This window comes from Pseudoduganella sp. GW821-FHT05F09, assembly GCF_059419605.1.
The window spans coordinates 254,579-278,826 of sequence record NZ_JBWKSD010000001.1 but is presented as its reverse complement, the minus strand read 5'-3'; the positions used below and the strand labels follow the sequence as shown (position 1 = coordinate 278,826).

Genomic DNA, 24,248 nt, shown 5'->3' with positions numbered 1-24,248 from the left:
GCGCGGCGCGGCCATAAGCTTGTCTTCATCGCAACCGCACCATGGAGACACCCATGCTGAACACCCGCCCAAGCCGACTGTATTTCCTCGACTGGATACGCATCTGCGCCTTCTTCCTGCTGATCCTGTACCACACCGGCATGTACTACGTGACCTGGGACTTCCATATCAAAAGCCCGTTCGCCAGCGACGCCATCGAGCCGCTGATGATGCTGTCCTCGCCGTGGCGCCTGGGCCTGCTGTTCCTGGTGTCCGGCGTGGCAGCCGCCTACCTGATGAAAAAACTCAGCACCGCCGCCTTCCTGCGCCAGCGCAGCGCGCGCCTGCTGCTGCCGCTGATCTTCGGCATGCTGGTGGTGGTGCCGCCCCAGTCCTATTGCGAAGTGGTGGAAAAGCTGGGCTACAGCGGCGGCTACCTGGACTTCATGAAGCTCTACCTGGCCCGCTACCACGGCTTCTGCAAGGAAGGCGCCTGCCTGGACCTGCCGACCTGGAACCATCTCTGGTTCGTCACCTACCTGTGGGTGTACACCTTGCTACTGGGCGCCATCGCCGCCGCCTTCGGCCCGCGCTTGCAGGCGCTGTCGGACCGGCTGTGCGCCGCGCTCGGCGGATGGAAACTGTTCGCCCTGCCCGTCGCCGTCCTGGCGCTGGCCCGCGTTACGCTGTTCAGCCATTACCCGTCCACGCACAACCTGGTGGTGGACTGGTACAACCACGCGCAGTATCTGCCGCTGTTCCTGCTGGGCGCCTTGCTCGGCATGCAACGCGAAAGCACCGTGTGGCAGCGCATGGAGGGGATGCGTTTTGTGTCGCTGGGCCTGGCCCTGGGCTGCTGGAGCACGCTGATGGCCTACTACGCGCTGACCGAGAACCTGAACCCGGCCGACATCATGCCGCTGATCCAGGCGCAGCGCGTGGTCTACGCCTTGCTGCAATGGAGCGCCATGCTGGCGGTGTTCGGCTTCGGCCACCGCCACCTGCAGTTCGACAGCGCCAAGCGCCGCTATCTGTCGCAGGCGGTGTTCCCGGTCTACATCGTGCACCAGACGCTGATTATCGTGTTCGCCCACCTGATGCAGCCGGCCCGCATGCAGCCGGCCAAGGAGGGATGGCTGCTGGTGCTGCTCACGCTCACGTTCAGCTTCGCCATCTTTGAAGCGGTGCGCAGGGTGCCGCTGCTGCGGGCCTGCTTCGGCATCCACGGCGCGCAGCAGCCTGGCCCGGACGCCGGACGCAGCGCCGTGGCGCAGCCTGCCACGGCCTAGTTCACCACCTTGACGAAGGTCAGCATATGCTGCGCCGGGCCGGGCAGGAAGGGCGTTGCCTTGCCGCTCACCCAGTCCGCGTGGCCCGCCAGGAAGTAAGGCGACAGCGGATGGCCGCTTTGCCCGCCCGGCATATTGAAGATGCCCTGCTCTTCCTTGCCCGGCGAGACCACCATGCGCTCGGACTGGCCGAACTTGCGGCCCGCCACGCGCGGCATGTGGCTGTCGCCCGGCATCTGGTCGGCCGGCGCGGACAGCCAGCGCCGCAGCGCGGGCGCCGCCGAGGCGATGGGATGGGCGATGTCCTGCGTGTTGCGCTCGCCCCAGGTGGCCTTGCCCAGCGGCTTGCCGTCCTTCGTCATGGCGGCCACGGTGCGGTCGATGGCGGCCAGCTGCAGCTCCTTCCAGCTGGCGTACTGCGGCGGCAGCCAGCCCGCCGGCTGCTCGTCCAGCAGGCGCGCCACCACCACCGGCCAGCGCGCGCTGGCCGCCGCCATGTCCGCCTTGTCGGCCAGCTTGCCCATCTCCGCGCTGGCGCCGCCGTACAGCAGTTCGTACATCGACCACATGAAGCCGCGCGCGATGCGGTAACCGGCCGAGTCCACGCTGGCGTGCCCGCTCCAGTTTTTGCTCAGCAGCTCGCGCGCCGCCGTGCGCTGCGCGCTGTTGGCGCCGCCGGCAGCAAGCGCCTGCTCGTCCAGCGCGGCCAGCGCGCGTTCGCGCCAGCCGGCCAGGAACAGTGCGCGGTCGTCCAGCCCCACGCTGTACACGCCCTTCTCATTCGTTTTGGCGCCCAGCGCCGCCACGCCGTCGCGCACCTGATGGGCGCGCGCGCCGAGGTCGAAGCCGCCGTCGCCCAGCTTGGCGGCGTCCGCGCCCATCAGCACGCGGCTGTTGGCGGTCGACAGCTGGCCGCTGGCCGGATTGCGCAGCACCGGATAGGCTTCCGGCGGCAGCAGCCCTTGCCAGCCGGCCGCCTGGGTCTCGCCCGCCAGCGGGAAGGTGGACCCCAGGCCGGGCTGCGCGCGGCGCGGCAGCGGGCCGGCGATGGTCCAGCCGATATTGCCCTTGCTGTCCCCCGCCACGAAATTCTGCGCCGGCAGGCCCGAGCGGTTGGCCACGGCCAGCGCGTCGTCCAGCGTGGTGGCCAGTTCCAATCGCCCTGCGGCAAGGCTGACCGCCTCCCTGGCGTGCGCCACCCAATGCACGGCGTAGCTGCGGCCCGCCACGTCGCGCACCGGTCCCAGCGAGGTCTCGCGCACGGTGAATTTTTCTGCGGCGGCGTCCTTGACGAGGATGGTCTCCTCATGCACCGCCGGGGTTTCCCAGCCGGCCGGCGTGCGCAGCTTGCCCGGCTGCGCGGGGTCGGTATCCAGCGTCACCAGGTCGGCGTAGTCGCCGTAGCTGTTGGTGAAGCCCCAGGCCACGTGGCCGTTGCTGCCCGCCACCACCAGCGGCACGCCGGGCAGCGTAACGCCAGCCACGCGGCGCGTGGCGCCGTGGCCGTCCGGCACCATCAGCACCGCGCGGTACCAGATGTGCGGCAGTTGCAGGCCGAGATGCATATCGTCCGCCACGATGGCGCCGCCGTCCTGGCTGCGGCTCCCGGCCACCGCCCAGTTGTTACTGCCCACCATGCCGCGCAGCTCGGCCGCGCCGCCGTCCGCACCGGGCAGGCCGGCCAGGCTGGCGATGCGGGCCGACTCCGCCGCAGCGGCCTTGCCCCACCATGCGGGAGCCTGCTCCGGGAAGGGCGCGTCCGGCGCGGGCACGGCGGCTGCGTCCAGCGGCGCATCCCATTGGGTGGACTCGGGCAGCAGCACCGCCAGTTGCTCCGGCGTGGCGTGCTCCTTCAGCCAGCCGCGCGCCAGCTCGCGCGCCTCCTGGCCGCCTTGCAGATCGAAATACATGGCCCAGATCACCAGCAGCGAGTCGGCCTCGCTCCACGGGCGCGGGCTGACGCGTATCAGCGCATATTCAAACGGCCGCGTGCCCAGGCTGTTCACGCCGTCGTTCACGCCCGCCGCGTAGCGCGCCAGCAGCGCGCGTTCGCCGGCAGGCATGGCTTGCAGCACCGCCTCGGCGCGCGCGCGGAAGCGGTGCAGGCGGTGCTCCTTGTCCACCGGCAGTGCGCGCGGCCCGAACAGCTCGGCCAGTTCGCCGGCCGCCACCCGGCGCAGCAGATCCATCTGGAAGTAGCGGTCCTGGGCGTGGGCGAAACCGGTGGCGTAGGCCACGTCGTTGCGGTCGGCGCCGCTGATGGTGGGAATGCCCTGGCCGTCGCGGGCCACGTTCACGGTGCCGCTCAGCGAGGGCACGGTGCGGCGGCCGTCGAGCTGCGCCAGGCTGCCGCGCAGGAAGAACCACAGGGCCAGGCCCAGCATGGCCAGCAACAGCAACAAGGTGAGCGCCACGCGCTTGATCCACTGCCCCAGTCCCGCTTTTCGCATACCCTGCCCCCATCATTAATCTCCCGGGAATATTGCCAGAAGTCCAACGCAAACGGGGTGACTAAATTGTAACGATGGTGGTAGAGTGGGCGCATTGCCCGAATGGATACCAGCCATGCTCGCAGCACCCACCCCGCCCAACGAAGCAGAGCGCATCGCCGCCTTGTACTCCCTGCTCATCCTCGACACGCCGCGTGAGGAACGATTCGACAAGATCGTTGAATTTGCCGCCATGGAGTTCGACGTGCCCATCGCGCTGATCTCGCTGCTCGACAGCGACCGGCAATGGTTCAAGTCCTTCGTCGGCCTGACGGCCTGCGAAACGGGACGCGACGTGTCTTTCTGCGGCCACGCCATCATGCGCGCCGAAATCATGGAAGTGCGGGACGCGGCGCAAGACCTGCGCTTCGCCGACAATCCGCTGGTGACCGGCCCGCCGCACATCCGCTTCTACGCCGGCGCCCCGCTGCTGCTGCCGAACGGCTACGCCCTCGGCACGCTGTGCCTGATCGACACCAAGCCGCGCCAGCTGGACGACGTGGAAATGGCCATCCTTTCCACGCTGCGCGGCCTGGTCATGCAGGAGCTGCAATCGCAGCGGGAGGCCAGCCATGCCTGAGCACAGCAAGGCGCGCCAGCCGGCCATGCTGCTGGTGGAACCGGAAACCATGCTGCGCCGGACCGTGGCGCTGACCGCGCGCTCGCTCGGCCTGGCCGACATCCACGAGGCGGCCAGCCCGGCGCTGGCACGGCAGATCCTGCGCCAGCAAAGCTTTTGCGGCGCCATCATCGCCATCAACAGCGGCGACGCCATCGACCTGGGGCTGCTGGACCAGATCCGCGAGGGCGACTCGGCCAGCCAGCGCAACATGCCCATCGCGGTGCTGGCGGAGAACTGCACCGGCGAACTGCTGGCCGCGCTGCGCGAGCGCGCCGTCACCCGCGTGATCGTCAAGCCCTTCCGCGCCCGCATCCTGCTCGACGCCTTCGGCGCGCTGGCGCCGCCGGCCTGAAAGCGGCCCTCAGCGCTGGCGCATCAGCGCCTGGTAGCGGAAGGCCTCGCGCACCGCGGCGCGCAGGCCTTCGTCGTCCCACGGCTTGGTGAAGAAGCGGTAGATCTCGCCGGTGTTGATGGCGCTGATGATCATCTCCAGTTCCGCATAGCCGGACAATATCATGCGTACCGTGTCCGGATACAGCAGCTTCACGCGGCGCAGGAACTCCGTGCCGTTCATCTCCGGCATGCGCTGGTCGCTGATCACCACCTGCACCGGATGCAGCGCCAGCAGGTCGAAGGCGGCGCGCGCCGACGGCGCTGTCAATATGGTGTAGCCGTCGCGCCGCAGCGTGCGCGTGAGCGCCGCCAGCACATGGGCCTCGTCGTCCACCAGCAGCACGGTGCGCTCGGCCGGATCGGCCACGCTGGCCGGCGGCAGGCGCCGGCCGCTTTCAAGCAGCGCGGTGAAGGCGTCGCTGTCGAGCGGGCGGCTGAAGTGGTAGCCCTGGATCTCGTCGCAGCCGCAGCCGCGCAGATAAGCCAGCTGCGCCTCGGTCTCCACCCCCTCGGCAATAATGCGGAAGCCCAGGCTGTGGCCCAGCGCGATCACCGAACGCACGATGGCGGACACATTGGGCTGGTCCAGCATGTCGCGCACGAAGGACTGGTCGATTTTCAGATAGCTCAGCGGCAGCAGCTTGAGCGAGGACAGGTTCGAATAGCCGGTGCCGAAATCGTCGATCGACAGCGCGATGCCCAGCGCCTTGAGCCGCGTCACCGTGGCCAGCACCTCGCCGAGGTTATGCATCATCATGCTCTCGGTCAGCTCCAGCTCCAGGTAGTGCGGGGCCAGGCCGGTGTCGCGCAGGGCGGCCACGATATCGTCGGCCAGGCCGGGATCGCGGAACTGGCGCGCCGAGACATTGACCGCCACCCGCAGCGGCGCCAGCCCGGCCTGCTGCCAGGCGCGCGCCTGCGCGCAGGCGGTGCGTATCACCCAGCGGCCTATCTCGACGATCTGCCCGGTGTCCTCCGCCACGCCGATGAAGCGGTCCGGCGACACCATGCCCATGCGCGGATGCGGCCAGCGCAGCAGCGCCTCCATGCCGCTCAGCTCCCCCGTCTCCAGGCTCACCTTGGGCTGGTAGTACAGCCGCAGTTCCTGGCGCGGCAGCGCGTAGCGCAGCTCCGTTTCGATGGCGGCCCGCTCGGCCACGCGCGCCTGCATGGCCGGCTCGTAGTACTGGGCCTGGTTGCGCCCCGTCTCCTTGGCCCGGTACATGGCGATGTCGGCATGCCGCAGCAGCATCTGGCCGTCGTCGCCGTCGGCCGGATAGGCGCTCACGCCCACGCTGCAGCTGATGGCCACCTCGGCCTCGCCCAGCGGCACCGGCGCGGCCACACTTTCCAGTACGCTCTGCAGCAGCGCCTGCGGCATCGCCCCTTCGGTGCCGCCCAGCAGGAGCAGCATGAACTCGTCGCCGCCCAGCCGCGCCACGGTGTCGCTGGCGCGCACGCAGGCGCGCAGGCGTCCCGCCACCACGCGCAGCAGCTCGTCGCCGGCCTGGTGGCCCAGGCTGTCGTTGACCAGTTTGAAATTGTCCAGGTCAATAAACACCACCCACACCGCATGGCCGTAGCGGCGCGCGTAGCTCAGGGCCTGTTCCAGCCGGTCGCTGAACAGATGGCGGTTCGGCAGCCCGGTGAGCGCGTCGTGGTTGGCCTGGTGCTCGAGCTGCGCCTGGTAGTCCATCACCGCCGTCATATCGGTCAGCACGCAAACATGGTGGCTCACTTCGCCCTCGCCGCGCACCGGCGCCACGTGCAGCTGGCTCCAGTACGGCGTGCCGTCGCGGTGCCGGCATTGCAGCAATCGGGTGACGTCGGCGTTTGCCTCCAGCGCCCCTTCGGCGCCGCCATCGCAGTCCAGCAGCGGCTCCAGGCGCTGGCCGGCCAGGGTTTCCGGCGCATAGCCCGTCAGCTGGCCGAAGGCCTTGTTGGCGTATTCGATCTCGCTGCCGCCAGCGCTTTGCGCGGTGATCACGATGGCGCTCACGCTGGCGTCCAGCGCCCGCCCCCGCAGCGCCAGCGTCTGTTCCACCTGCTTGCGCTGGCTGATGTCTTCTATGGTCCCCAGCACGCCGATGATGTGGCCCTGGGCGTCGTGCAGCGGCAGCTTGTTGATCAGGAACCAGTGCAGGGTGCCGTCGGCGAACAGCATGCGGTCTTCCTGGTTGAGATTGGGCTGGCCGGTGTCGATGATGGCGCGGTCGTCCGCCACGATGCGCCCGGTGTTGGCGGCCCAGGGGAAATCGCTGTCGCGCTTGCCCACCACGCCGGCCGGTCCGCCCGCGCCAGCAGCATCCGCAAAGGACTGGTTGCCGCCCCGGTACACCGAGTCCAGGTCCTTCCAGAAGATCTGGTGCGGAATGTGGTTGATGACCAGCTGCTGCATCTCCTGCGACGCGTGCAGCGCCTCTTCCATGTGCAGCTTGGCCGTCACATCGTGCGCGAACACCAGCCGCGCGGCGCGGCCCGCCAGCGTGAGCGAGTGGGAGGAAATGTCCACCGTGATGAGCGAGCCGTCCTTCCTGCGGTGCAGCCAGTAGCCCGCGCGCTGCGCGCCCTTGCTGGGCGTGGCGGCCAGGTCGGCCGCCAGCCGCTCGTGCTCGTGCTCCGGGCGGATGTCCTTGATGGTCATGTCCAGGAATTCCGACTCGGTGTAGCCGTAGTGGTCGACGGCGGCGGCGTTCACCACCAGGAAACGCAGCGTCACCAGGTCATACGCCCAGATGGGATGGGGGTGGGCGTCGAACAGGCGCTTGAAGCGCAGCCGGGAACCGTAGGAATCGAACTCGCCCAGTTCATAATTGAGCAGCAGATAAGTCGCCTCGCCTTCCGCGGCGGCCGGCTGGTACTCGATCAGCAGCGACACCGGCTTGGCCTCGCCGTCCTTTTCCGCCAGCTCCAGTTCGCCGCGCCAGTAGCCCACGGCGCGCGCCGCCGGCAGCCCTTCGCTGCGCACGATGCTGCCGGCCCAGGGCGCATACAGCAGAGCGGCCTGCATGCCGGGCCGGGCATCCATCACTTGCAAGGTGGCGCAGCGGTTCAAGCCCAGGATGCGGCCTTGCGCATCCGCCAGCACCGCCATGTGGGGGCTGGCGCCGAACAGGCAGTCGAAGCCGGCCAGCCGCTCATCTTTGAAGGGCGGCGCTGGTTCAGTCAAATGGTGGTCTGTGCGCATCGGCGGGGCCATGCTTGTCCGGGTTTTTCCGATTCTAGCCCAAGCTTCCCGCGCGCGACGCGCACATGGCGTGCGCGCTACGCGGCGGGCCAGGCTCCGGTGCGCAATGAGGCCGGCGAGGCGCCGTTGTCCTGGGCAAACCAGCGCAGCGGCAGCGCATGCGCGCGCCGCACCAGGCGCTGCGGCGTAAAACGCCACAGCCGCTCGGCGCCATCGAAGGCCGCCAGATCGGCCGCCGCCTCGGCGCCGCCCAGCAGCGCGGCGGTGCCGCTCATCTGCAGCAGGCCGCCGCTGGCAAAGTCCACGAACACCAGCCCTGCCCTTCCGTTGAGCGCGATATTGCCCAGCGTGTTGAAGAACATATTGCCTTGAAAGTCGGGGATGGTCAGCGTGCCGTCCGCGTTCAAGCGAACGAAGCCGGGCTTGCCGCCACGGTGCGACACGTCCACCTGGCGCGCACCGCCCGCCACCTCGGCATACGTGGCGACGTAGAAGGAATCGGCCGCGCCTATCAGCGCGCGCGCCTCCCCGTCCAGCGCGCCCAGCTCCACCGGCGCGGCCTGCGGCTGCTCCACGAAAGCGTAGTCGCGCAGCTGGATGTATTGCGGGCAGTTGCCGAAGGACTGGCGCACCTCGACCTCGAAACCGTCCGCGCCGCTGCGGCGCAGCACACCGTTCATGCGGTTGCGGCGGCGCGTGTGCAGTTCTATGCCCAGCATGCCGACCGCATCGCCGTGCTCCAGCCCCGCCTCGGCGGGGTCTTGCGGCTCGCGCGGCAGCGCCGCCTGCAGGCGCTGCGGATCGGGCGAATGGAGAAAGCCGGGACGGCCCGCGCGCATCGTGGCCCAGGCGTCGCCGGCCGCGTCCACCGCGCCCAGCACCACGAACGGCAGCTGCCCGAAGAAGGTGCGGTGCTGCTCGGGCATAAAGCCGCGTATCACTTTGCGCCCCAGCTCGTCCATGCGTTCCGCCATGCCGACCGTGCGCTGCAGGGCCACTTCGCCTGCATGCCAGGGTGATGCCGAGGGTGCGTCCATGACGGTCTCCATGATGAGCTCCTTACGCGGCCAGGCCGACCGGGCTTGCAGCCATGGGCACGAAACCGGGCAGCGCTTCCACGCGGCGCAGCCAGGCGTTCACGTTCGCATAGCCGGACAGGTCCACGCTGCCTTCCGGCGCGCGGGCGATGTAGGCGTACAGCGCCACGTCCGCAATGGTGGGCGCGGCGGCCGGCGTGGCGATCCAGTCCTGGGCCGCGAGCTGCGCATCCATCAGGCCCAGGATGCGGTGTGCGCGCGCCACCATCTCGGCGGTGTCGCCGGTGCGCTTGAACAGCGCAGCAATACGCGCCGCAGCCGGACCGTAAGCGACTTCGCCAGCCGCCACCGACAACCAGCGCTGCACCGCCGCCGCCGAGCGGGCGTCTTCCGGCAGCCAGTCCGCGCGGCCTTCGCGCTTGGCCAGGTAGACCAGGATGGCGTTCGAATCGCTGACCACCACGCCGCCGTCGTCCAGCACCGGCAGCTGGCCAAAACTGTTCAGGGCCAGGAACTCCGGGGTTTTATGTTCGCCCTTGAGCAGGTCGACATCGACCACCTCGTGCTCCAGTCCCAGCAGGGACAGGAACAGGCGGGCGCGGTGCACATGGCCGGACAGCGGATGGGAATACAGTTTCATGGTGGCTTCCTCTTGTAATCGGTTGATCGAGATTCGATACCGCAGTGTGGATTGTTTCACCCACAAAGAGAACAGCCACAAAAATCAATTCAGCATTCCACTTCTCGGAATAACCTCGAACAGCAGGAATTGCGTGACCTGGTCCTTGCCGAAATTATCGTCGGAGACGATGAGCAGGCTGTCGTGGCCATTGGGGAGCTTGGGGCCGAAGCTCATGGCTTCCAGGTTGTCGAGCCGGATGCCGAGCGTGTTCAGGTCCAGCACCAGGCGCTTGGCGGCGGGCCGGACGCCGGCGCCGGCCAGCGCCGCCACGCCGCGCACGTCGGTGGCGCCGCCGCTGTCCATTTCGTACAGGCGGATATAGTTCTTGTAGGCGCCGGCGGCGTCCTGCACGGCGGAGCGCTCCAGCACCAGCAGCGCGCGCTGGTTCACGGCCAGTATTTCGGAGACGCCGTTGTCGGCGACCTTGCCGGGGCCGGGCGCCGCCGGAATGGCGTCCACCGGATAGGCGTACTGCTCCAGCATGCGGCCGTCGCGGTCCATGCGCGAGATGCGCACCAGGGCGCCGCTGGACGGCGTGGGCAGCGGACCGTCCTGATACAGGGGCGACTCCATCGCCACCCACATCGAACGGCCGTCCGGCGCGAAGCTCAGGCCCTCGAAAGCCAGGTTGTCGCGCGCGCCCTTCTCTTCCCTGGAGACGCGGAACATCTCCGGCAGCTGCGCGGCGCCGAGGTAGGCGCCGTCGCGCCGCATATGGCGCACGAAGGGATCGAAGCCGCGCTTGCGGTCCCCTTCGCTGGTGTACCACACGGTGCCGTCCAGCGGATCGATACGCAGCGCCTCGATGTCCGGCACGTCGCCGGCTTTGTTCAGATCGTACTGCTTGACGCTGGGGTAGTTGCTGCCGTCGGCCTGCTTGAACGTTGCCACGCCGGTGAGCGTAACGGCGCGGAAGGCGGCGCCGTCGTAGTCCAGCTGCGCGCTGTAGAAACGGGCCGGGCTCAGGGAACTGCGGTCGTCGCTGGCCAGCAGCCAGGCGCCGCTTGCAGGGTCGTAATCGACGCCGGACAGGCCGCCCACGACGGTGCCCTGGAAGTCCTGCCGGTGCGGAATGCGCTGCTCGCCGATCAGACGCAGGCTGGCCACGGTGCGTTCGGCCGCGCTGGCGGCGATGGGGGCGGACAGCAAGCTTGCCGCGCACAGCGCGGCGGCAAGGTATCGTTTCATGTGTGCGGAATCGTGGCGGGAAAGCCCGCCATTATGCCGTATGCAGCTTCTTGTGCATATTTCGCAGCGCCAGCCACACGCCTGCCACCACCACCGGCACCATCACGCCTATCACCACTTCCGGGTTGCCCACCAGGCCGAGCACCTTGGCGGCCTTGGTGGAATAGCCCACCAGGCCGACCACGTAATAGGAGATCGCCGCCACCGACAGGCCTTCAACCGCCTGCTGCAAGCGCAGCTGCTGCGCCGCGCGCGCGTTCATGGACTGCAGGATCTTGCGGTTCTGCTGTTCCTGGATGATGCCCACGCGCGTGCGCAGCAGGTCATTGGTGTTGGCCACGCGCCGCGCCAGCGCTTCCTGCCGCGCCGACAGCGCTTCGCAGGTGTTCATGGCCGGCGCCAGGCGGCGGTCCATGAATTCGCCCACGGTGGGGATGCCTTCGATGCGCGCCTCGCGCAATTCCTCGATGCGCGCGTTCACCAGCCGGAAATACGCTTTCGAGGCCGAGAAGCGGTAGCTGTTTTCCAGCGAGAGCTTTTCTATGCGCGCGGCCAGGCGCGTGATTTCGCCCAGCAGCGCCTGTTCGGTGGCGCCGTCCACGCTGCCGCCGTCGGCCTGCGCGGCGTCGGTCTGCACCATGGCGCCGGCCAGCTTCACCAGCTCCGATTCAATGGCGTTGAGCGCGGGCGCGGCCTGCTGCGCCTGCGGCAATCCCAGCAGCGCCATCATGCGGTAGGTCTCGATCTCGAGCACGCGCTGCACCAGGCGGCCGGCCTGCTGCGCGCGCATGCCCACGTCGCGGATGATGAAGCGGCTGAAACCGTCGGACTGGATGGCGAAGTCGGTATACAGTTCGCCGCCCTGCATCACCTGGCTGCCCGCCAGCGTATTGCCTTCGAAAATGCGCTGCAGCGTGTCCTGCGCGTCGCTCAGGCGCTCGCCGCGTTCCAGCGCCACGTGGGCGGCCACCATCAGGCGGCCTTGCAGCGACAGCAGCCATTCCTGCGGCAGGTGCGTGACGGGCATCTGCTCGAAAGCCTGCGCCCCCGCCACGTCCGGGGGCGGACGTCCGGCGAAGGTGTAGGTGGAAAACTCGGTATGGCATTCCCACTTCAGGCGGAAGCGGCCGAAGTCGTGGAAGAAGTATTTGGCGTCGCCGGCGGGGGACGACACGCCGAAGTGCTTGCACAGCGCGCCCAGCGTGGCGTGGTGGCTGTGGCCCACCGGTACGCCGGCGCCGTTGTCGGCGGCGCGGTAGACGGCGAAGTGCGATATCAGTTCCGGCGCTTCCAGTTTCAGGAAGGGACGCGAGTGGATTTCGGCCGCAAGCGGCACGCGCAGCGAATGGTTAAGACTGGAAAACACAATACTCATGCGGGGATTTCCTTGGCAGCGGTACGGACGGCGCGCAGCAGCAAATCGGCGCCGGGCGATAGCAGGTGGTCCTGCTGGCGGATAATGCCGAACGCGTCCATTTTACACGGCAAGTCTATCGGCAAGATGCTGAGGATATTCAGGTCGGCGTAGTAGCGCGCCACTTCCAGCGGCATCACGTGCAGGAAATCGGTCTGCTGCAGCAGCGGCGCCACCAGCAGCATGGCGGTGGTGTCCACCACATTGGCCGGCGGCTCCAGGCTGGCGCGGCGGAACATCATGTCGCAGCGGTGGCGCAGGATGCTGCCGGGCGGCGGCAATATCCACGGGTGGCCGGCGATATCGGACAGCTGCAGGTTCTCCACCGCCATCAGCGGATGGCCGGGGCGGCACACGGCGCACGCCGGCTCCTCGGTCAGTTCCTCGTAGATCAGGCCCGAGCTGCCGTCCTTCTCCAGGATGCGGCCTATCATGAAGTCCAGGTTGCCGCGCTGTAGCATCTCCACCAGCACATTGCTCGGCTCCAGCTTGACGCCGATGCGCAGCAGCGGCGCCTGCTCCTTCACGCGCGCAATGGCCTTGGGCAGCAGCGACATGGCCGGCGTCATGATGACGCCCACCTCCACCTGCCCCGCCAGGCCGGCCTTGAGCGCCACCACGTCGTCATGCGCCAGCGACAGGCTGGTGAGCGCCATGCGCGCGTGGCGTATCATGGTTTCGCCGTAGATGGTGGGCTCCATGCCGCGCGGCAGGCGCTCGAACAGCCGCACGTCCAGCATCTCCTCCAGATCCTTGATCTGCTTGGACGCGGCGGGCTGCGTCATGTGCAGCGCTTCGGCTGCGCGGTGGATGTTGCGGTGTTCGTCCAGCGCTATCAGCAGCAGCAGCTGGCGGGTCTTCAGGCGGGCGCGTAAAAACCAGTTCGGGTTGAGGGTATCCATCCGCAAATCATATCACCTCGAAATCAGCCCTGGCAGCCGGGACTCGGATTGGCGGCCGGGCCTTCGTCGGTCTGCGGAATGAAGCGGATGGCGCCGTCCGGGTTGTAATGCAGCTCCTCGACGGCCGCCGAGCGGCGGAACTCGCCGCCGGTGGGCAGCTTGTCGTTGTGGTAGAAGATGTAGGACTTGCCGTTGTGCTCAATGATGGCGTGGTGGATGGTCTTCACCACCGCGTTCTTTTTCATGATCACGCCGCGGTAGGTCCACGGGCCGGTGGCGCTTGGGCCGGTGGAGTACGCGGTCTCCTCGGGGAATTCGCGCGACCAGGACAGGTAGTAGGTGCCCTTGTGCTTGTGCAGATAGGTCGCTTCCGTGAAGTGCGGCACGGCCACGGTGTGGATAGGGCCGTCGGCCTCTATCATGTTGCGCTTCAGCTTCACGTACTTCATCACCTGGTTGCCCCAGTACAGATAGGCCTGGCCGTCGTCGTCGATGAAGACGGCGGGGTCGATATCGTCCCAGCCGATGTCCGTTTCCTTGGTCATGTCGTTGGTGATGATGGCGCTGCCGCGCGCGTCCTTGAACGGGCCGGCCGGGTTGTCCGACACCGCCACGCCGATGGCCTTGCCCGGTATGGTGGCGTGCGCCACGGTGGAGTAGAAATAGTACTTGCCGTCGCGCTTGGTGATGTCGGCGGCCCAGGCGTCCTTCTTGGCCCAGGCGAAGGTCTGCACGTTCAGCGGCGAGCCGTGCGCCTTCCAGTTCTTCATGTCACAGCTGGAATAGACCAGCCATTCCTTCATCAGGTAGTCCTTGCCGTTTTCCTCGGCCTCGTCGCGCCCCACGTACAGGTAGACGCGGCCGTTGTCGCTCAGCGCGGCCGGGTCGGCGGTGAATTTATCCTTGAACAGCGGATTGCCCGCGTGCGCGGAAGCGGCTGCAACCACCGAAATGGCGCAGGCCAGCAGGGACTTCTTGAACATGGTGTCTCCGATTATTGATTATTCTTCGCGCCGATGGACATCAGGCGCTGGACTACGCAAAACACGAACAGCAGGCCGCCGATCACGATCTTGGTCCACCAGGAGCTGAGCGTGCCGTCGAAGGCGATCAGGGTCTGGATGGTGCCCAGTATCAGCACGCCGGACAGCGCGCCCGCGATGTAGCCGTAGCCGCCGCTGAGCAGCGTGCCGCCGATGACCACCGCCGCGATGGCGTCCAGCTCCGTGCCCTGCGCATGCAAGCCGTAGCCGGACAGCATGTAGAACGAGAACAGCACGCCGGCCAGCGCCGCGCACAAGCCGCTGAGCGCGTAGATCAGCACCTTGGTGCGGCCCACGGCCAGGCCCATCATCTGCGCCGACTGCTCGTTGCCGCCGATGGCGTACACCGCGCGGCCAAAGGCCGTGTAGTGCGCCGCGTAGATGGCAAGGCCCAGCAGCACCAGCGCGATCAGCGCGCCCGGCGAGATGAAGCCGCCCAGGAATTCCAGCTGCGTTTGCGACATGGCGACGAACAGCGGGTCTTCTATGGTGATGGACTCGATGCTGATCAGGTAGCACAGGCCGCGCGCCAGGAACATGCCGGCCAGCGTGACGATGAAGGCCTGCAGCTTGAAGTAGTGGATCAGCGCGCCCTGCGCCGCGCCGAACAGCGCGCCCAGCACCAGCACCAAGGCGATCACCGCCGCCGGCGGCCAGTGCGCGCTGCGCAGCAGCCAGGCCGAGATCATGGTGGCCAGCGCCAGCACGGAGCCGACCGACAGGTCGATGCCGCCGGACAGGATGACGAAGCTCATGCCGACCGCGATCACCAGCAGGAAGGCGTTATCGATCAGCAGGTTGAGAACCACCTGCAGCGACAGGAAGCCCGGGTAGGCGGCGCCGCCGGCGGCCAGCATGGCCAGCAGCAGGAACACCGTCACCAGGGAAGTGAAATACGGGGCGGACGCGAAGCCGCGCACTTGGGCCATCATGCTGCTTTCCTTTTCCACATCTGCTTGAATTCCGGCGACTGCGACAGGCAGACCAGGAACACCACCACCGACTTGACCACCATGTTCACTTCCGGCGGCACGCCGAGCGAGTAGATGGTGTAGGTCAGCGTCTGGATAATGAGCGCGCCTATCATGCTGCCCGCCAGGCTGAATTTGCCGCCCGCGAGCGAGGTGCCGCCCAGCGTGACGGCCAGGATGGCGTCCAGCTCCAGCAGCAGGCCGGCGTTGTTGGCGTCGGCCGATTTGATGTTGGAGCTGATCATCAGCCCCGCCATGCCGGCGCAGGCCGAGCAGAACACATAGACAAAGAAGATCAGCGCGGCGGTCTTCAGCCCGGCCAGGCGCGCGGCCACCGGGTTGATGCCGACGGCCTGGATGAACAGGCCCAGCGCGGTCTTGCGCATCAGCAGGGACCCCGCCAGCACCACCGCCGCCACCACGTACAGCGAGAACGGCAGGCCGAACAGGTAGCCGCTGCCGAGGAAGAAGAAGGGCTGGTAGTAGACGGTGACGATCTGGCCGTCCGTCAGCAGCTGGGCCAGGCCGCGCCCGGCCACCATCAGTATCAGCGTGGCGACGATGGGCTGCAGGCCGAGCGTGGAAACCAGCAGGCCGTTCCACGCGCCGCACAACAGGGCCGCGCCCATGGCGGCGCACAGCGCCCACAACATGGGCGTGTTGGCCTCGTAGACCGGCACGCCGTTGTGCATCACCATGGTGCCGCCGATCAGCATGGCGGCCACGGTGCCGGAGAGCGCCACCACGGCGCCCACCGAAATGTCGATGCCGCGCGTGGCGATCACCAGGGTCATGCCCAGCGCGGCCAGCATCAGCGGCGCAGCGCGGTTGACGATGTCGATCACGCTGCCGTACAAATGGCCGTCCTTCCATTCAAGGTGGAAGAAGCCGGGGATAAAGACCAGGTCCACCAGCAGCAGCGCGAACAGCGCGGCCAATGGCTTCATGAGTGGGTGCTGCAACAGCATGGCAAAACTTTCAGAGTTGTGGCCGCCGCGCGCCGGCGCGGCTTGTGGCACGGTTGCGTGAGGCGCGGTCATGCCACCTCCCCTGCGATGGCGTGCAGCACCGTGGTGTCATCCAGCTCGCCGCGCTGGTATTCGCCGCAGGCTTTGCGGTCGCGCATGACGATCATGCGGTCGCTCACGCGCAGCACTTCCGGCAGTTCGGACGAAATGAACAGGATGGACATGCCCTTGCGGCACAAGGCGGACACATAGTCCATGATCTCCTCCTTGGCGCGCACGTCGATGCCGCGCGTGGGCTCGTCCAGTATCATCAGCTTGGGCTCGGTGGCCAGCCAGCGCGCCAGCAGCACCTTCTGCTGGTTGCCGCCCGAGAGCGAACCGATAGGCGTCTCTATGCTGGCGGTCTTAATGCCCAGCCACTTCACGTAGTTGTTCGCCAGCTCCTGCTGGCGTTTCAGCGGAATCGCGCGCAGCATGCCGGCCTGCGCCTGCATGGCCAGGATCAGATTCTCGCGCACCGACAGCGACAGGATCGCGCCCTCGTGCTTGCGGTCCTCGGAACAGAAGCCGATGCCGGCGCCGATGGCGTCGCGCGGATTGGCGAACGGCGCCGCGCTGGCGCGGTCCCCGGCCGTGATGCCGCCGCTGTCCGCCTTGTCCGCGCCAAACAGCAGGCGCGCCAGCTCGGTGCGGCCGGAACCGAGCAGCCCGCACAGGCCGAGCAGCTCGCCCTTGCGGATGGAAATATCGGTCGGCAGCAGCGCGCCGCGGCGGCCCAGGGCGCGCGCTTCAAGCACCAGCGGCTGCGTTGGCGAATGCGCGGCCGGCTGCGCCGGCGCGGCGTCTTCGGCCACGGCGGCGGCGCGCTGCTCATCCGCAGGCGCGCCTATCATCTTGTTGACCAGTGCAATGCGCGACAGCTCGCTGCACAGGTACTCCCCTTCCCGCTCGCCGTTGCGCATGACGGTGATGCGGTCCGAAATCGCGTAGGTCTGGTCCAGGAAGTGCGTCACGAACAGGATCGCAATGCCCTGGCCGCGCAGGCGGCGCAGCACCGTGAACAGCAGCTGCACCTCGGCCTCGTCCAGGCTGGAAGTCGGCTCATCGAGGATCAGCACCTTCGCGTTCACGTTCAGCGCGCGCGAAATCGCCACCATCTGCTGGACCGCCAGCGAATAGTGGGACAGCGGCTTGGCCACGTCGATATCGATATCCATCAGCGCCAGCATGCGCGCCGCTTCGCGCTGCATGCCCTTCCAGTCGATCCGCCCCCACTTGCGCGGATAGCGGCCGATGAAAATATTCTCCGCCACGGACAGATTCGGGCACAGGTTCACCTCCTGGTACACGGTGCTGATGCCCAGCTCCTGCGCCTCCAGCGTGGACGAAGGCCGGATCGGCTTCCCCTCCAGCAGCATGGCGCCGCGCTCCGGCGTGTACACGCCGGTCAGCACCTTGATCAGCGTGGACTTGCCCGCGCCGTTTTGGCCCATCAGGGTATGCACCTCGCCCGGATACAGGCGCAGGCCCGCGTCGCTGAGCGCCTTCACGCCGGGGAACTCCTTGTGTATGCCGGTCAGCTCCAGGACCGGCGCAACGTCCGTCGCCGCCATCAGTACTTCCGGTTCGGGAATTCCTTGGCCGCCACTTCAGCCGGGAACACGCCCTCGTTCACCACGATGCGCTTCGGTACGGCCTTGCCGGCCTTGACGGCGGCGGCAGCTTCCATAAGCTGTGGTCCCAGCAGCGGGCTGCATTCCACGGTCACGTTCAGCTTCCCCGCGATCATCGCCTCGAACGCGCCCTTCACGCCGTCGATGGAGATGATGATGATGTCCTTGCCCGGTTTCAGGCCCGCTTCCTCGATGGCCTGGATGGCGCCGATGGCCATGTCGTCATTGTGCGCATACAGCACGTTGATGCTCTTGCCCTGCGCCTTCAGGAAAGCCTCCATCACCTCCTTGCCCTTGGCGCGGGTGAAGTCGCCGGTCTGGGTGCGCACCACTTTCAGCTTGGGATTACCCTTGATGATCTCCTCGAAGCCCGCCTTGCGATCGATGGCGGGCGCCGAGCCCACGGTGCCCTGCAGCTCAACGATATTGAGCGTGGCGGCGGGCGACTTCTTCGCGTACTCCACCAGCCAGCGGCCGGCCTTGCGGCCCTCCTCGACGAAATCGGAACCGATCAGTGTGACGTACAGGGTTGGATCGCTCACGTTGACCGAGCGGTCGGTCAGGATCACCGGAATCTTGGCGGCCTTCGCCTCGCGCAGCACCGTGTCCCAGCCCGACTCCACCACCGGCGAGAACGCGATGATGTCCACGCGCTGGGCGATGAAGGAGCGGATGGCTTTCACCTGGTTCTCCTGGCGCTGCTGCGCATCGGCGAACTTCAGCGTCACGCCGGCTTTCTTGGCGGCGTCCTTGACCGAAGCCGTGTTCGCGGTGCGCCATTCGCTTTCAGCGCCTACCTGCGAAAAACCGATCACCAGCGGCTTCTGCGCGAAGGCTGGTGCAGCCACGGTGGCCAAGCTGCCTGCGCATGCGGCAAGCGCCGCGCCAAGGATAGTCCTGCGAGTGAAATGCATGCTAAGTCTCCAATGATAGTTATGCGTCAATAGTAGGGGAAACCTCCATAGCCATCCAATACATTTTTTAGATGGATTGATATCGTTTTGCGTATCACTGAAGTTGCATAAATAGCTTGCTTGAAAAAGAAGTAAAGAATTCAGGGCTTCACTTTCAAAAACAGAGCATACTTCGTCCATTCCACTGCATCCACTTGTGGGATAGCGATTTGGTTGCGCGCAGTCAACACTATAATTTTTCGCGATGGACAAATCCGATGACGAACGTCAACTGCTGATCCTGTCCGTACTGTCCTTTAAGGAAGGCGCCAGCCACAGTGCGGTTGTCGCCCAGGTAGTGCGGGCGCTGCAGCAACTGGCCGTTCATTTTCGCCCCCTGATGGGCAGCAGCGGATTTTTCGCCTTGTATTTGCGCAGCGTGCATCTTAACCGGGCGCAGCACGCTTGCCTGGCGCCGCTCCCGACGATGGAACGAGATGACACCCACTTCACCGCCCTGCAGGCCAGCTTGTCATCGGCCGACACCGAGCAGGCGGCCCGCGCTGGCATTGCCGTTATAGAAACCCTGACCGGATTGCTGGCCGGCTTGATCGGGCTGCCGCTCACGATGCGCTTACTTACCACCGCCTGGGCCAATGCGTCCGAAGGAAACCCATTATGATTACCCCGACCAACCACGAGTATCTGGCCACAGGCGTGCCTGGCCTCGATACGCTGATGGGCGGTGGCCTGAGCGAGTACTCCTTCAACGTTATTGCGGGCTCGCCGGGGAGCGGCAAGACCACCCTGGCCCACCAGATCATGTTCGCGCTGGCCTCGGACAATTGCAAGGCGCTGTTTTTCACGGTATTGGGCGAGCCGCCGCTGAAAATGCTGCGCTACCAGCAGCGCTACAGTTTCTTTGACGTCAACAAGGTCGAGGCGAGCGTGCGCTACGTCAACCTGGCCGATGACTTGCGGGCCGGCGATTTCAGCGGCGTGCTGGCGCGCATCATGCAGGAAGTGGCCAGTTTCGATCCCCGCCTGGTGTTTGTGGACTCCTTCCGCTCCGTCATCCAGACCGCGCGCCAGGGCAACGAGGGCATTTCCGATCTGCAGCAGTTTGTGCAGGAACTGGGCACGGCCATGTCGAGCTGGCAGGCAACCACCTTCCTGATCGGCGAATACTCGTTCAACGAAATCGAAGCCCATCCCGTGATGACCGTGGCGGACGGCCTGATCTGCCTGGCCCAGCAGATGGAAGGCAACGCCGTGGTACGCAAAATACGCGTGGTGAAGATGCGCGGCCATGCCCACATGGGCGGCGCGCACACCTTCCGTATTACCGGCGACGGCCTGAAAGTCTATCCCCGCACTTTGCCGGCCGTGCCGCCGTCCTATTATGCCGCGCGCGAAAGCGGCAGCACGGCCCGGGTGAGCACCGGCATTGCCATGCTGGACGAACTGCTGCACGGCGGTCTGCCGCAGGGCCACGCGGCCCTGGTGGTCGGGCCTTCAGGCTCCGGCAAGACCATCCTGGCCACGGCCTTCCTCGAGGACGGCGCGCGGCAAGGCGGGCACGGCGTGCTGGCCAGCTTTGAAAAAATGCCGTCGCATTGCCGCAATCCGCGCCTGGCCGCCCTGATCGGCGCCGGCCAGGTCAGCGTGGTGGCCACCCGCTCGCTCGATTTGTCCATCGAAGACGTGCTGGACGACCTGATGCAGGAAATTGCCCGCACCGGCGCCACCCGCGTGGTCATCGATTCGCTGTCCGAACTGGGACTGTCCTTGGCGCCGGAGTTCGCGCAGGACTTCCGCGCCTCGATCTTCCGCGTCCTGACCACGCTGGCAGCGCTGGATGTGACGGTGCTCGTGACCATGGGCATGGAAGACCGCTTCACCGACATGCGCTTCAGCCTGAGCGACACCTCCTTCCTGGCGGACGCCATCATTGCCATGCGCTACGCCGAAATCGGCGGCCGCCTGCAAAAACTCATTTCCGTGGTCAAGGTGCGCGGCAGCGGCCATAGCACGGATCTGCGCAATTACTCCATCAGCGACCAGGGCATAGAAATCGGCGCCCAGCGTATGCCATTTGAAGGCCTGCTCTCGGGCCACCCCAGCGCCAGCCGAGCGGCACAGTAAGGCTGGACGGGCGGTGCCCGTTCTGGACCAGGAGATGTGATGGACGCAATTGAGGCACTACGGCAGTCCATCCGGACGCAGCTGGACCCCGCTCGCCGCAACGGCATAGCAGAGCAGGCCATCCGCCTGGCCGAGGCGGCGGCCAGGGAACTGGTCCCCTTCGTCGGCAACGCCGGCTTCTGCATTATTTTCAGCCGCAGCGTGCACCAGGCGCGCGGCCGCTATCCCTGGCTGCAACAGCGCAGTCCGCCCGTCAGCCCCGGCGACCTGATTGCGGCGCTGCGCGACAGCGTCGACGGTCGCGCCCCGATAGAAATTGCCTTTGCCGGCCGCCACGTGTTCCTGGGAATGATAGACAGCCTGGCCGTCCTGCTCGGCGAGCACATGACCAGCACCCTGCTGCATGCGGCGTGGAACGAGGGCGCCATCATGCCGTTGGCGCCGTCCCCCAGCCCGCCGGACGGCGCCCGCCGAGCCGAAAAGCGGGTCGAGGAACGCCGCGCCGGCGCCGGCTACGGCAGCCCCGGCGAACGGCCGGCGACGCGGCGCGCGCGCATAGGGCAAAAGCGCGCCGAGCAGCGCGCCATGCTGGACCAGCGTGTGCAGCGGCTGTGGCAGGTGAACGAGAAACTGGTGCAGTCCTGCTTCGAGGCCGAAGCCGGCAAGCTTACGGCGCAGCGGGCCAACGAACAGATGGGGCACCTTGCCTACCATGACTTCCTGACCGACCTGCCCAACCGCATGCTGCTGAACGACCGCATTGCGCAAGCGACCCTGCTTGCCGAGCGCGACGGCAGCAATTTCGCGCTGTTCTTCCTGGACCTGGACAATTTCAAGCACGTCAACGACGCCCTGGGGCACGGCACCGGCGACCGCCTGCTGCAGTCGATCGCGCATCGCCTGACCGCCTGCGTGCGCGCTTCCGACACCGTGAGCCGCCAGGGCGGCGACGAGTTCGTGCTGCTGGTTCCGGACGGCGCGCAGGCCGCCACCGCCAGCCAGCTGGCGGAAAAAATCCTGCAGGCGCTCGCCGCCCCCCACATGATACTGGGCCACGAGCTGTACATCACCTGCAGCATCGGCATCAGCCTGTGCCCGTTCGACGGGCTCGATACCGAGGCCTTGCTGAAAAATGCGGACACGGCCATGTACCAGGCCAAGAGCGCCGGGCGCAACAACTACCAGTTCTTCACGCCGGCCATGAATGCGCGCGCGGTCGAACGGCAGGCCATCGAATCGAGCTTGCGCCACGCCCTGCTGCGCGGCGAACTGGAACTCTACTATCAGCCCAAGGTGGACCTGCGGAGCGGACGCATCTCCGGCGCCGAGGCGCTGATACGCTGGAATCATCCGGAATGGGGCCTGCTCATGCCCGACCGCTTCATTCCCATCGCGGAGGAATTCGGCCTGATCGTCATGATGGGGCGCTGGGTGCTGCATACCGCGTGCATGCAAGCGCAGCAGTGGAAAAGCGAGCGCTCAACATGGGTGGACGTGGCGGTCAACGTCTCCATGCTGGAATTCTGCCACCCGGAATTCCTGTCCAATGTGCGCGAAGTGCTGGCCCTGTCCGGCTTGCCTGCGCGGCATTTGCAGCTCGAAATCACCGAAAGCGTGCTGATGAGGGACGCCGTCAGTTGCGCGGAAACCCTGCGGCAGCTCAAGCTCATGGGGGTGACGCTGGCGCTCGACGACTTCGGCACCGGCTATTCCAGCCTGAGCTATCTGAACTTTCTGCCCGTCGATGTGCTGAAAATAGACCGTTCCTTCGTGCACAGCATCAATAACGCCCGGGAGGGCGGCGTGCTGGCCGGAGCCGTCATCGCCATGGGGCAGAGCCTGGGAAAAACCATCGTGGCCGAAGGCGTGGAGCTGGAGTCCGAGCTGGCCTACCTGCAAACCATGCGCTGTGAAGCGGTGCAGGGATTTTTATTCAGCCACCCTTTGAAGGCGGAGCAATTCTCGAACTTGCTAAAGCGGGAGCAAGCGTCGATGGCGGCAATGAATTTTTCGAATTGGAAAGCATAAAACTGTTGAAAAGCAGTTCAGTGGCCGCCCTCTTCCTGCATGATCAATTCCGCCGCCGCGCAGTCTTTCTCATCAGATGAGCTTGTTTGCGCTACGGCTGCTGCCGGCGCAATATACTGGTGCCTCCTCACGAAACTGGCCGCCAGCGTGGAGGTTGCATGTCTCTTTTTCCATGCATTGAAATCGACCGCCGAAGAAAAATCTTCATTCGTCGCCAGCAAGATGGAGCGCAATTCAGCGCTGTGCTGGCGAGGGGATGGCTGGGTTTGCGCATACGCATTGGCCAAGCCGGTGATGCGGGTGATCAGTGTCATCGATGCGGCGATCTGCTGCTCGCATTCGGCGACGTTGCGCGCCAGGGCGCCGTTCATGGCCACCAGGCCGGTCAGGCAATCCGTTGCCGCGTCCAGGGCCAGATTCAGCAATTCAAGCTGCTCCGCAGCCGGCATGCCCTGCTTTTCAAGCGAGTTCGCTAATTTATCGGACATGAAATTCCCTATTGAGTGAGTAAACCAAGACAGCCAGATAATTTAACGCGCTTTCCGCGCCGGCATCTGCGCTGCATCTCACATTGGGCTGCCGATTCCTCCATATTTCCAGGCAAAAGCTGCAGACCAGGCCAGGCGGCGGCCTGTCCGGCTAAGCAGGCACGGCAGCCTCCACCGTGAACAGGTCGGTATGGCCAAACCCTTTCGTGTAGTCGAGCAGCGACACCACCTGCGGATCGATACGTAGAAACACGATGCCGCCCCACGGGTGGCCCTGCGTGCCGGACAGCACATGGCGGAACTGCGGATAGCGCTGCAGCAGGCGCCCCGACACCTCGGAGGTCAGCTCCTCGCCTTTCACAAAGCTGCCCAGCCCGCCCATCGACAGAGCCTGTATTTCGCTTCCCGGCCGGGCCGGTGGTGAAATGGTGAGCGACACCTTGTTGCAATACTGAATATTGTGCGCTTTCTGGCTGCCCAGGCCTATGGCTGCGTAAAGCGTCAATCCCTTGCTGGCGTAGTTCAGCGTGGTGGCCTGCGGATAGCCGTCCGGGCGCAGCGTGGCCAGGCTCATTTCCTGTCCGCGCGCCAGAATTTCCAGCGCCAGCCGAACGGCGTTGTCGTCCAATGTCTTCATCATTTCCCCCTCCCGGCGCGGTAGGCGCCGTGCAGCAGGACAGTGTGCGCCACATGCGCCCCGCCATGGCGCGCAGTTGCCAGCCAGTGCACGCCTAGACACGCGGCAGATCGGTAGCCTACAGACCAAGCACGGCCTCCATAACATGCTTTATCCAGTCCTTGAAACTCTTATACTTTGATTCACCTTTGCGGAGCCGATGCAGCAGCAACCAAGTCGC

General features: G+C 66.3%; 20 protein-coding genes. 6 read left to right on the top strand and 14 right to left on the bottom strand.

Annotated elements, in window-relative coordinates:
• Positions 1-53: 53 nt before the first annotated feature.
• Positions 54-1,268 carry an acyltransferase family protein gene (locus tag AC07S4_RS01035; RefSeq protein ID WP_494984831.1) on the top strand — a complete coding sequence of 405 codons (1,215 nt, stop codon included), beginning with the start codon at positions 54-56 and terminating at the stop codon, positions 1,266-1,268.
• On the opposite strand, the gene AC07S4_RS01030 is transcribed toward AC07S4_RS01035, so the two are convergent.
• Positions 1,265-3,718, bottom strand: a complete 2,454-nt coding sequence (locus tag AC07S4_RS01030) for a penicillin acylase family protein (RefSeq protein WP_494984830.1) — start codon at positions 3,716-3,718, stop codon at positions 1,265-1,267. The two genes, AC07S4_RS01035 and AC07S4_RS01030, sit on opposite strands and share 4 nt — an antisense overlap.
• 115 nt (positions 3,719-3,833) lie before the next feature.
• Here AC07S4_RS01030 and AC07S4_RS01025 point away from each other — a divergent pair, with 115 nt between their 5' ends.
• Positions 3,834-4,337, top strand: a complete 504-nt coding sequence (locus AC07S4_RS01025; protein ID WP_494984829.1) for a GAF domain-containing protein — start codon at positions 3,834-3,836, stop codon at positions 4,335-4,337.
• The gene (locus AC07S4_RS01020; protein ID WP_494984828.1) at positions 4,330-4,731 is read left to right on the top strand and encodes a response regulator; all 402 of its coding nucleotides are present in this window, start codon (positions 4,330-4,332) and stop codon (positions 4,729-4,731) included. Before AC07S4_RS01025 ends, AC07S4_RS01020 begins: the two co-directional genes overlap by 8 nt.
• Before the next feature lie 9 nt (positions 4,732-4,740).
• Here the strand turns inward: AC07S4_RS01020 and AC07S4_RS01015 are convergent, their stop codons facing one another.
• From AC07S4_RS01015 to AC07S4_RS00965, 11 genes are all read right to left on the bottom strand, one after another.
• A complete protein-coding gene (locus AC07S4_RS01015; protein ID WP_494984827.1) occupies positions 4,741-7,959 on the bottom strand; it encodes an EAL domain-containing protein in 3,219 nt (1,072 codons plus the stop codon).
• Positions 7,960-8,036: 77 nt separating this feature from the next.
• Positions 8,037-9,008, bottom strand: a complete 972-nt coding sequence (locus AC07S4_RS01010; protein WP_494984826.1) for a hypothetical protein — start codon at positions 9,006-9,008, stop codon at positions 8,037-8,039.
• Between the two features lie 10 nt (positions 9,009-9,018).
• Positions 9,019-9,636 carry a glutathione S-transferase family protein gene (locus AC07S4_RS01005; protein ID WP_494984825.1) on the bottom strand — a complete coding sequence of 206 codons (618 nt, stop codon included), beginning with the start codon at positions 9,634-9,636 and terminating at the stop codon, positions 9,019-9,021.
• 84 nt (positions 9,637-9,720) lie between these two features.
• Entirely contained in the window at positions 9,721-10,866 is a 1,146-nt protein-coding gene (locus AC07S4_RS01000) for an esterase-like activity of phytase family protein (protein ID WP_494984824.1), read from the bottom strand.
• 31 nt (positions 10,867-10,897) lie between these two features.
• Positions 10,898-12,241 (bottom strand): DUF3422 family protein, encoded by a 1,344-nt coding sequence (locus tag AC07S4_RS00995; protein ID WP_494984823.1) that lies wholly within the window; start codon positions 12,239-12,241, stop codon positions 10,898-10,900.
• Positions 12,238-13,182 carry a LysR family transcriptional regulator gene (locus AC07S4_RS00990; RefSeq protein WP_494984822.1) on the bottom strand — a complete coding sequence of 315 codons (945 nt, stop codon included), beginning with the start codon at positions 13,180-13,182 and terminating at the stop codon, positions 12,238-12,240. Before AC07S4_RS00990 ends, AC07S4_RS00995 begins: the two co-directional genes overlap by 4 nt.
• A 23-nt stretch (positions 13,183-13,205) precedes the next feature.
• Entirely contained in the window at positions 13,206-14,165 is a 960-nt protein-coding gene (locus AC07S4_RS00985; RefSeq protein ID WP_494984821.1) for a glycoside hydrolase family 43 protein, read from the bottom strand.
• Between the two features lie 11 nt (positions 14,166-14,176).
• Positions 14,177-15,157 (bottom strand): galactofuranose ABC transporter, permease protein YjfF, encoded by a 981-nt coding sequence (gene yjfF, locus AC07S4_RS00980; RefSeq protein WP_494984820.1) that lies wholly within the window; start codon positions 15,155-15,157, stop codon positions 14,177-14,179.
• Entirely contained in the window at positions 15,154-16,164 is a 1,011-nt protein-coding gene (locus AC07S4_RS00975) for an ABC transporter permease (RefSeq protein ID WP_494985585.1), read from the bottom strand. The genes yjfF and AC07S4_RS00975 overlap by 4 nt, the downstream gene beginning before the upstream one ends.
• 68 nt (positions 16,165-16,232) lie before the next feature.
• Entirely contained in the window at positions 16,233-17,777 is a 1,545-nt protein-coding gene (locus AC07S4_RS00970; RefSeq protein ID WP_494984819.1) for a sugar ABC transporter ATP-binding protein, read from the bottom strand.
• Entirely contained in the window at positions 17,777-18,751 is a 975-nt protein-coding gene (locus AC07S4_RS00965; protein ID WP_494984818.1) for an ABC transporter substrate-binding protein, read from the bottom strand. The genes AC07S4_RS00970 and AC07S4_RS00965 overlap by 1 nt, the downstream gene beginning before the upstream one ends.
• 244 nt (positions 18,752-18,995) lie before the next feature.
• Here AC07S4_RS00965 and AC07S4_RS00960 point away from each other — a divergent pair, with 244 nt between their 5' ends.
• The 3 genes from AC07S4_RS00960 to AC07S4_RS00950 are packed head-to-tail and all read left to right on the top strand — an operon-like array spanning position 18,996 to position 22,903.
• Positions 18,996-19,412: a hypothetical protein gene (locus AC07S4_RS00960; protein WP_494984817.1), complete on the top strand. Its 417-nt coding sequence runs from the start codon at positions 18,996-18,998 to the stop codon at positions 19,410-19,412.
• Positions 19,409-20,875, top strand: a complete 1,467-nt coding sequence (locus tag AC07S4_RS00955; RefSeq protein ID WP_494984816.1) for an ATPase domain-containing protein — start codon at positions 19,409-19,411, stop codon at positions 20,873-20,875. The genes AC07S4_RS00960 and AC07S4_RS00955 overlap by 4 nt, the downstream gene beginning before the upstream one ends.
• A gap of 39 nt (positions 20,876-20,914) precedes the next feature.
• Positions 20,915-22,903, top strand: coding sequence for a putative bifunctional diguanylate cyclase/phosphodiesterase (locus AC07S4_RS00950; protein WP_494984815.1), 1,989 nt, complete (start codon positions 20,915-20,917; stop codon positions 22,901-22,903).
• 17 nt (positions 22,904-22,920) lie between these two features.
• On the opposite strand, the gene AC07S4_RS00945 is transcribed toward AC07S4_RS00950, so the two are convergent.
• Positions 22,921-23,391 carry a hypothetical protein gene (locus tag AC07S4_RS00945; RefSeq protein WP_494984814.1) on the bottom strand — a complete coding sequence of 157 codons (471 nt, stop codon included), beginning with the start codon at positions 23,389-23,391 and terminating at the stop codon, positions 22,921-22,923.
• A 151-nt stretch (positions 23,392-23,542) separates the two neighbouring features.
• Positions 23,543-24,031, bottom strand: a complete 489-nt coding sequence (locus tag AC07S4_RS00940; RefSeq protein ID WP_494984813.1) for a pyridoxamine 5'-phosphate oxidase family protein — start codon at positions 24,029-24,031, stop codon at positions 23,543-23,545.
• Positions 24,032-24,248 lie beyond the last annotated feature (217 nt).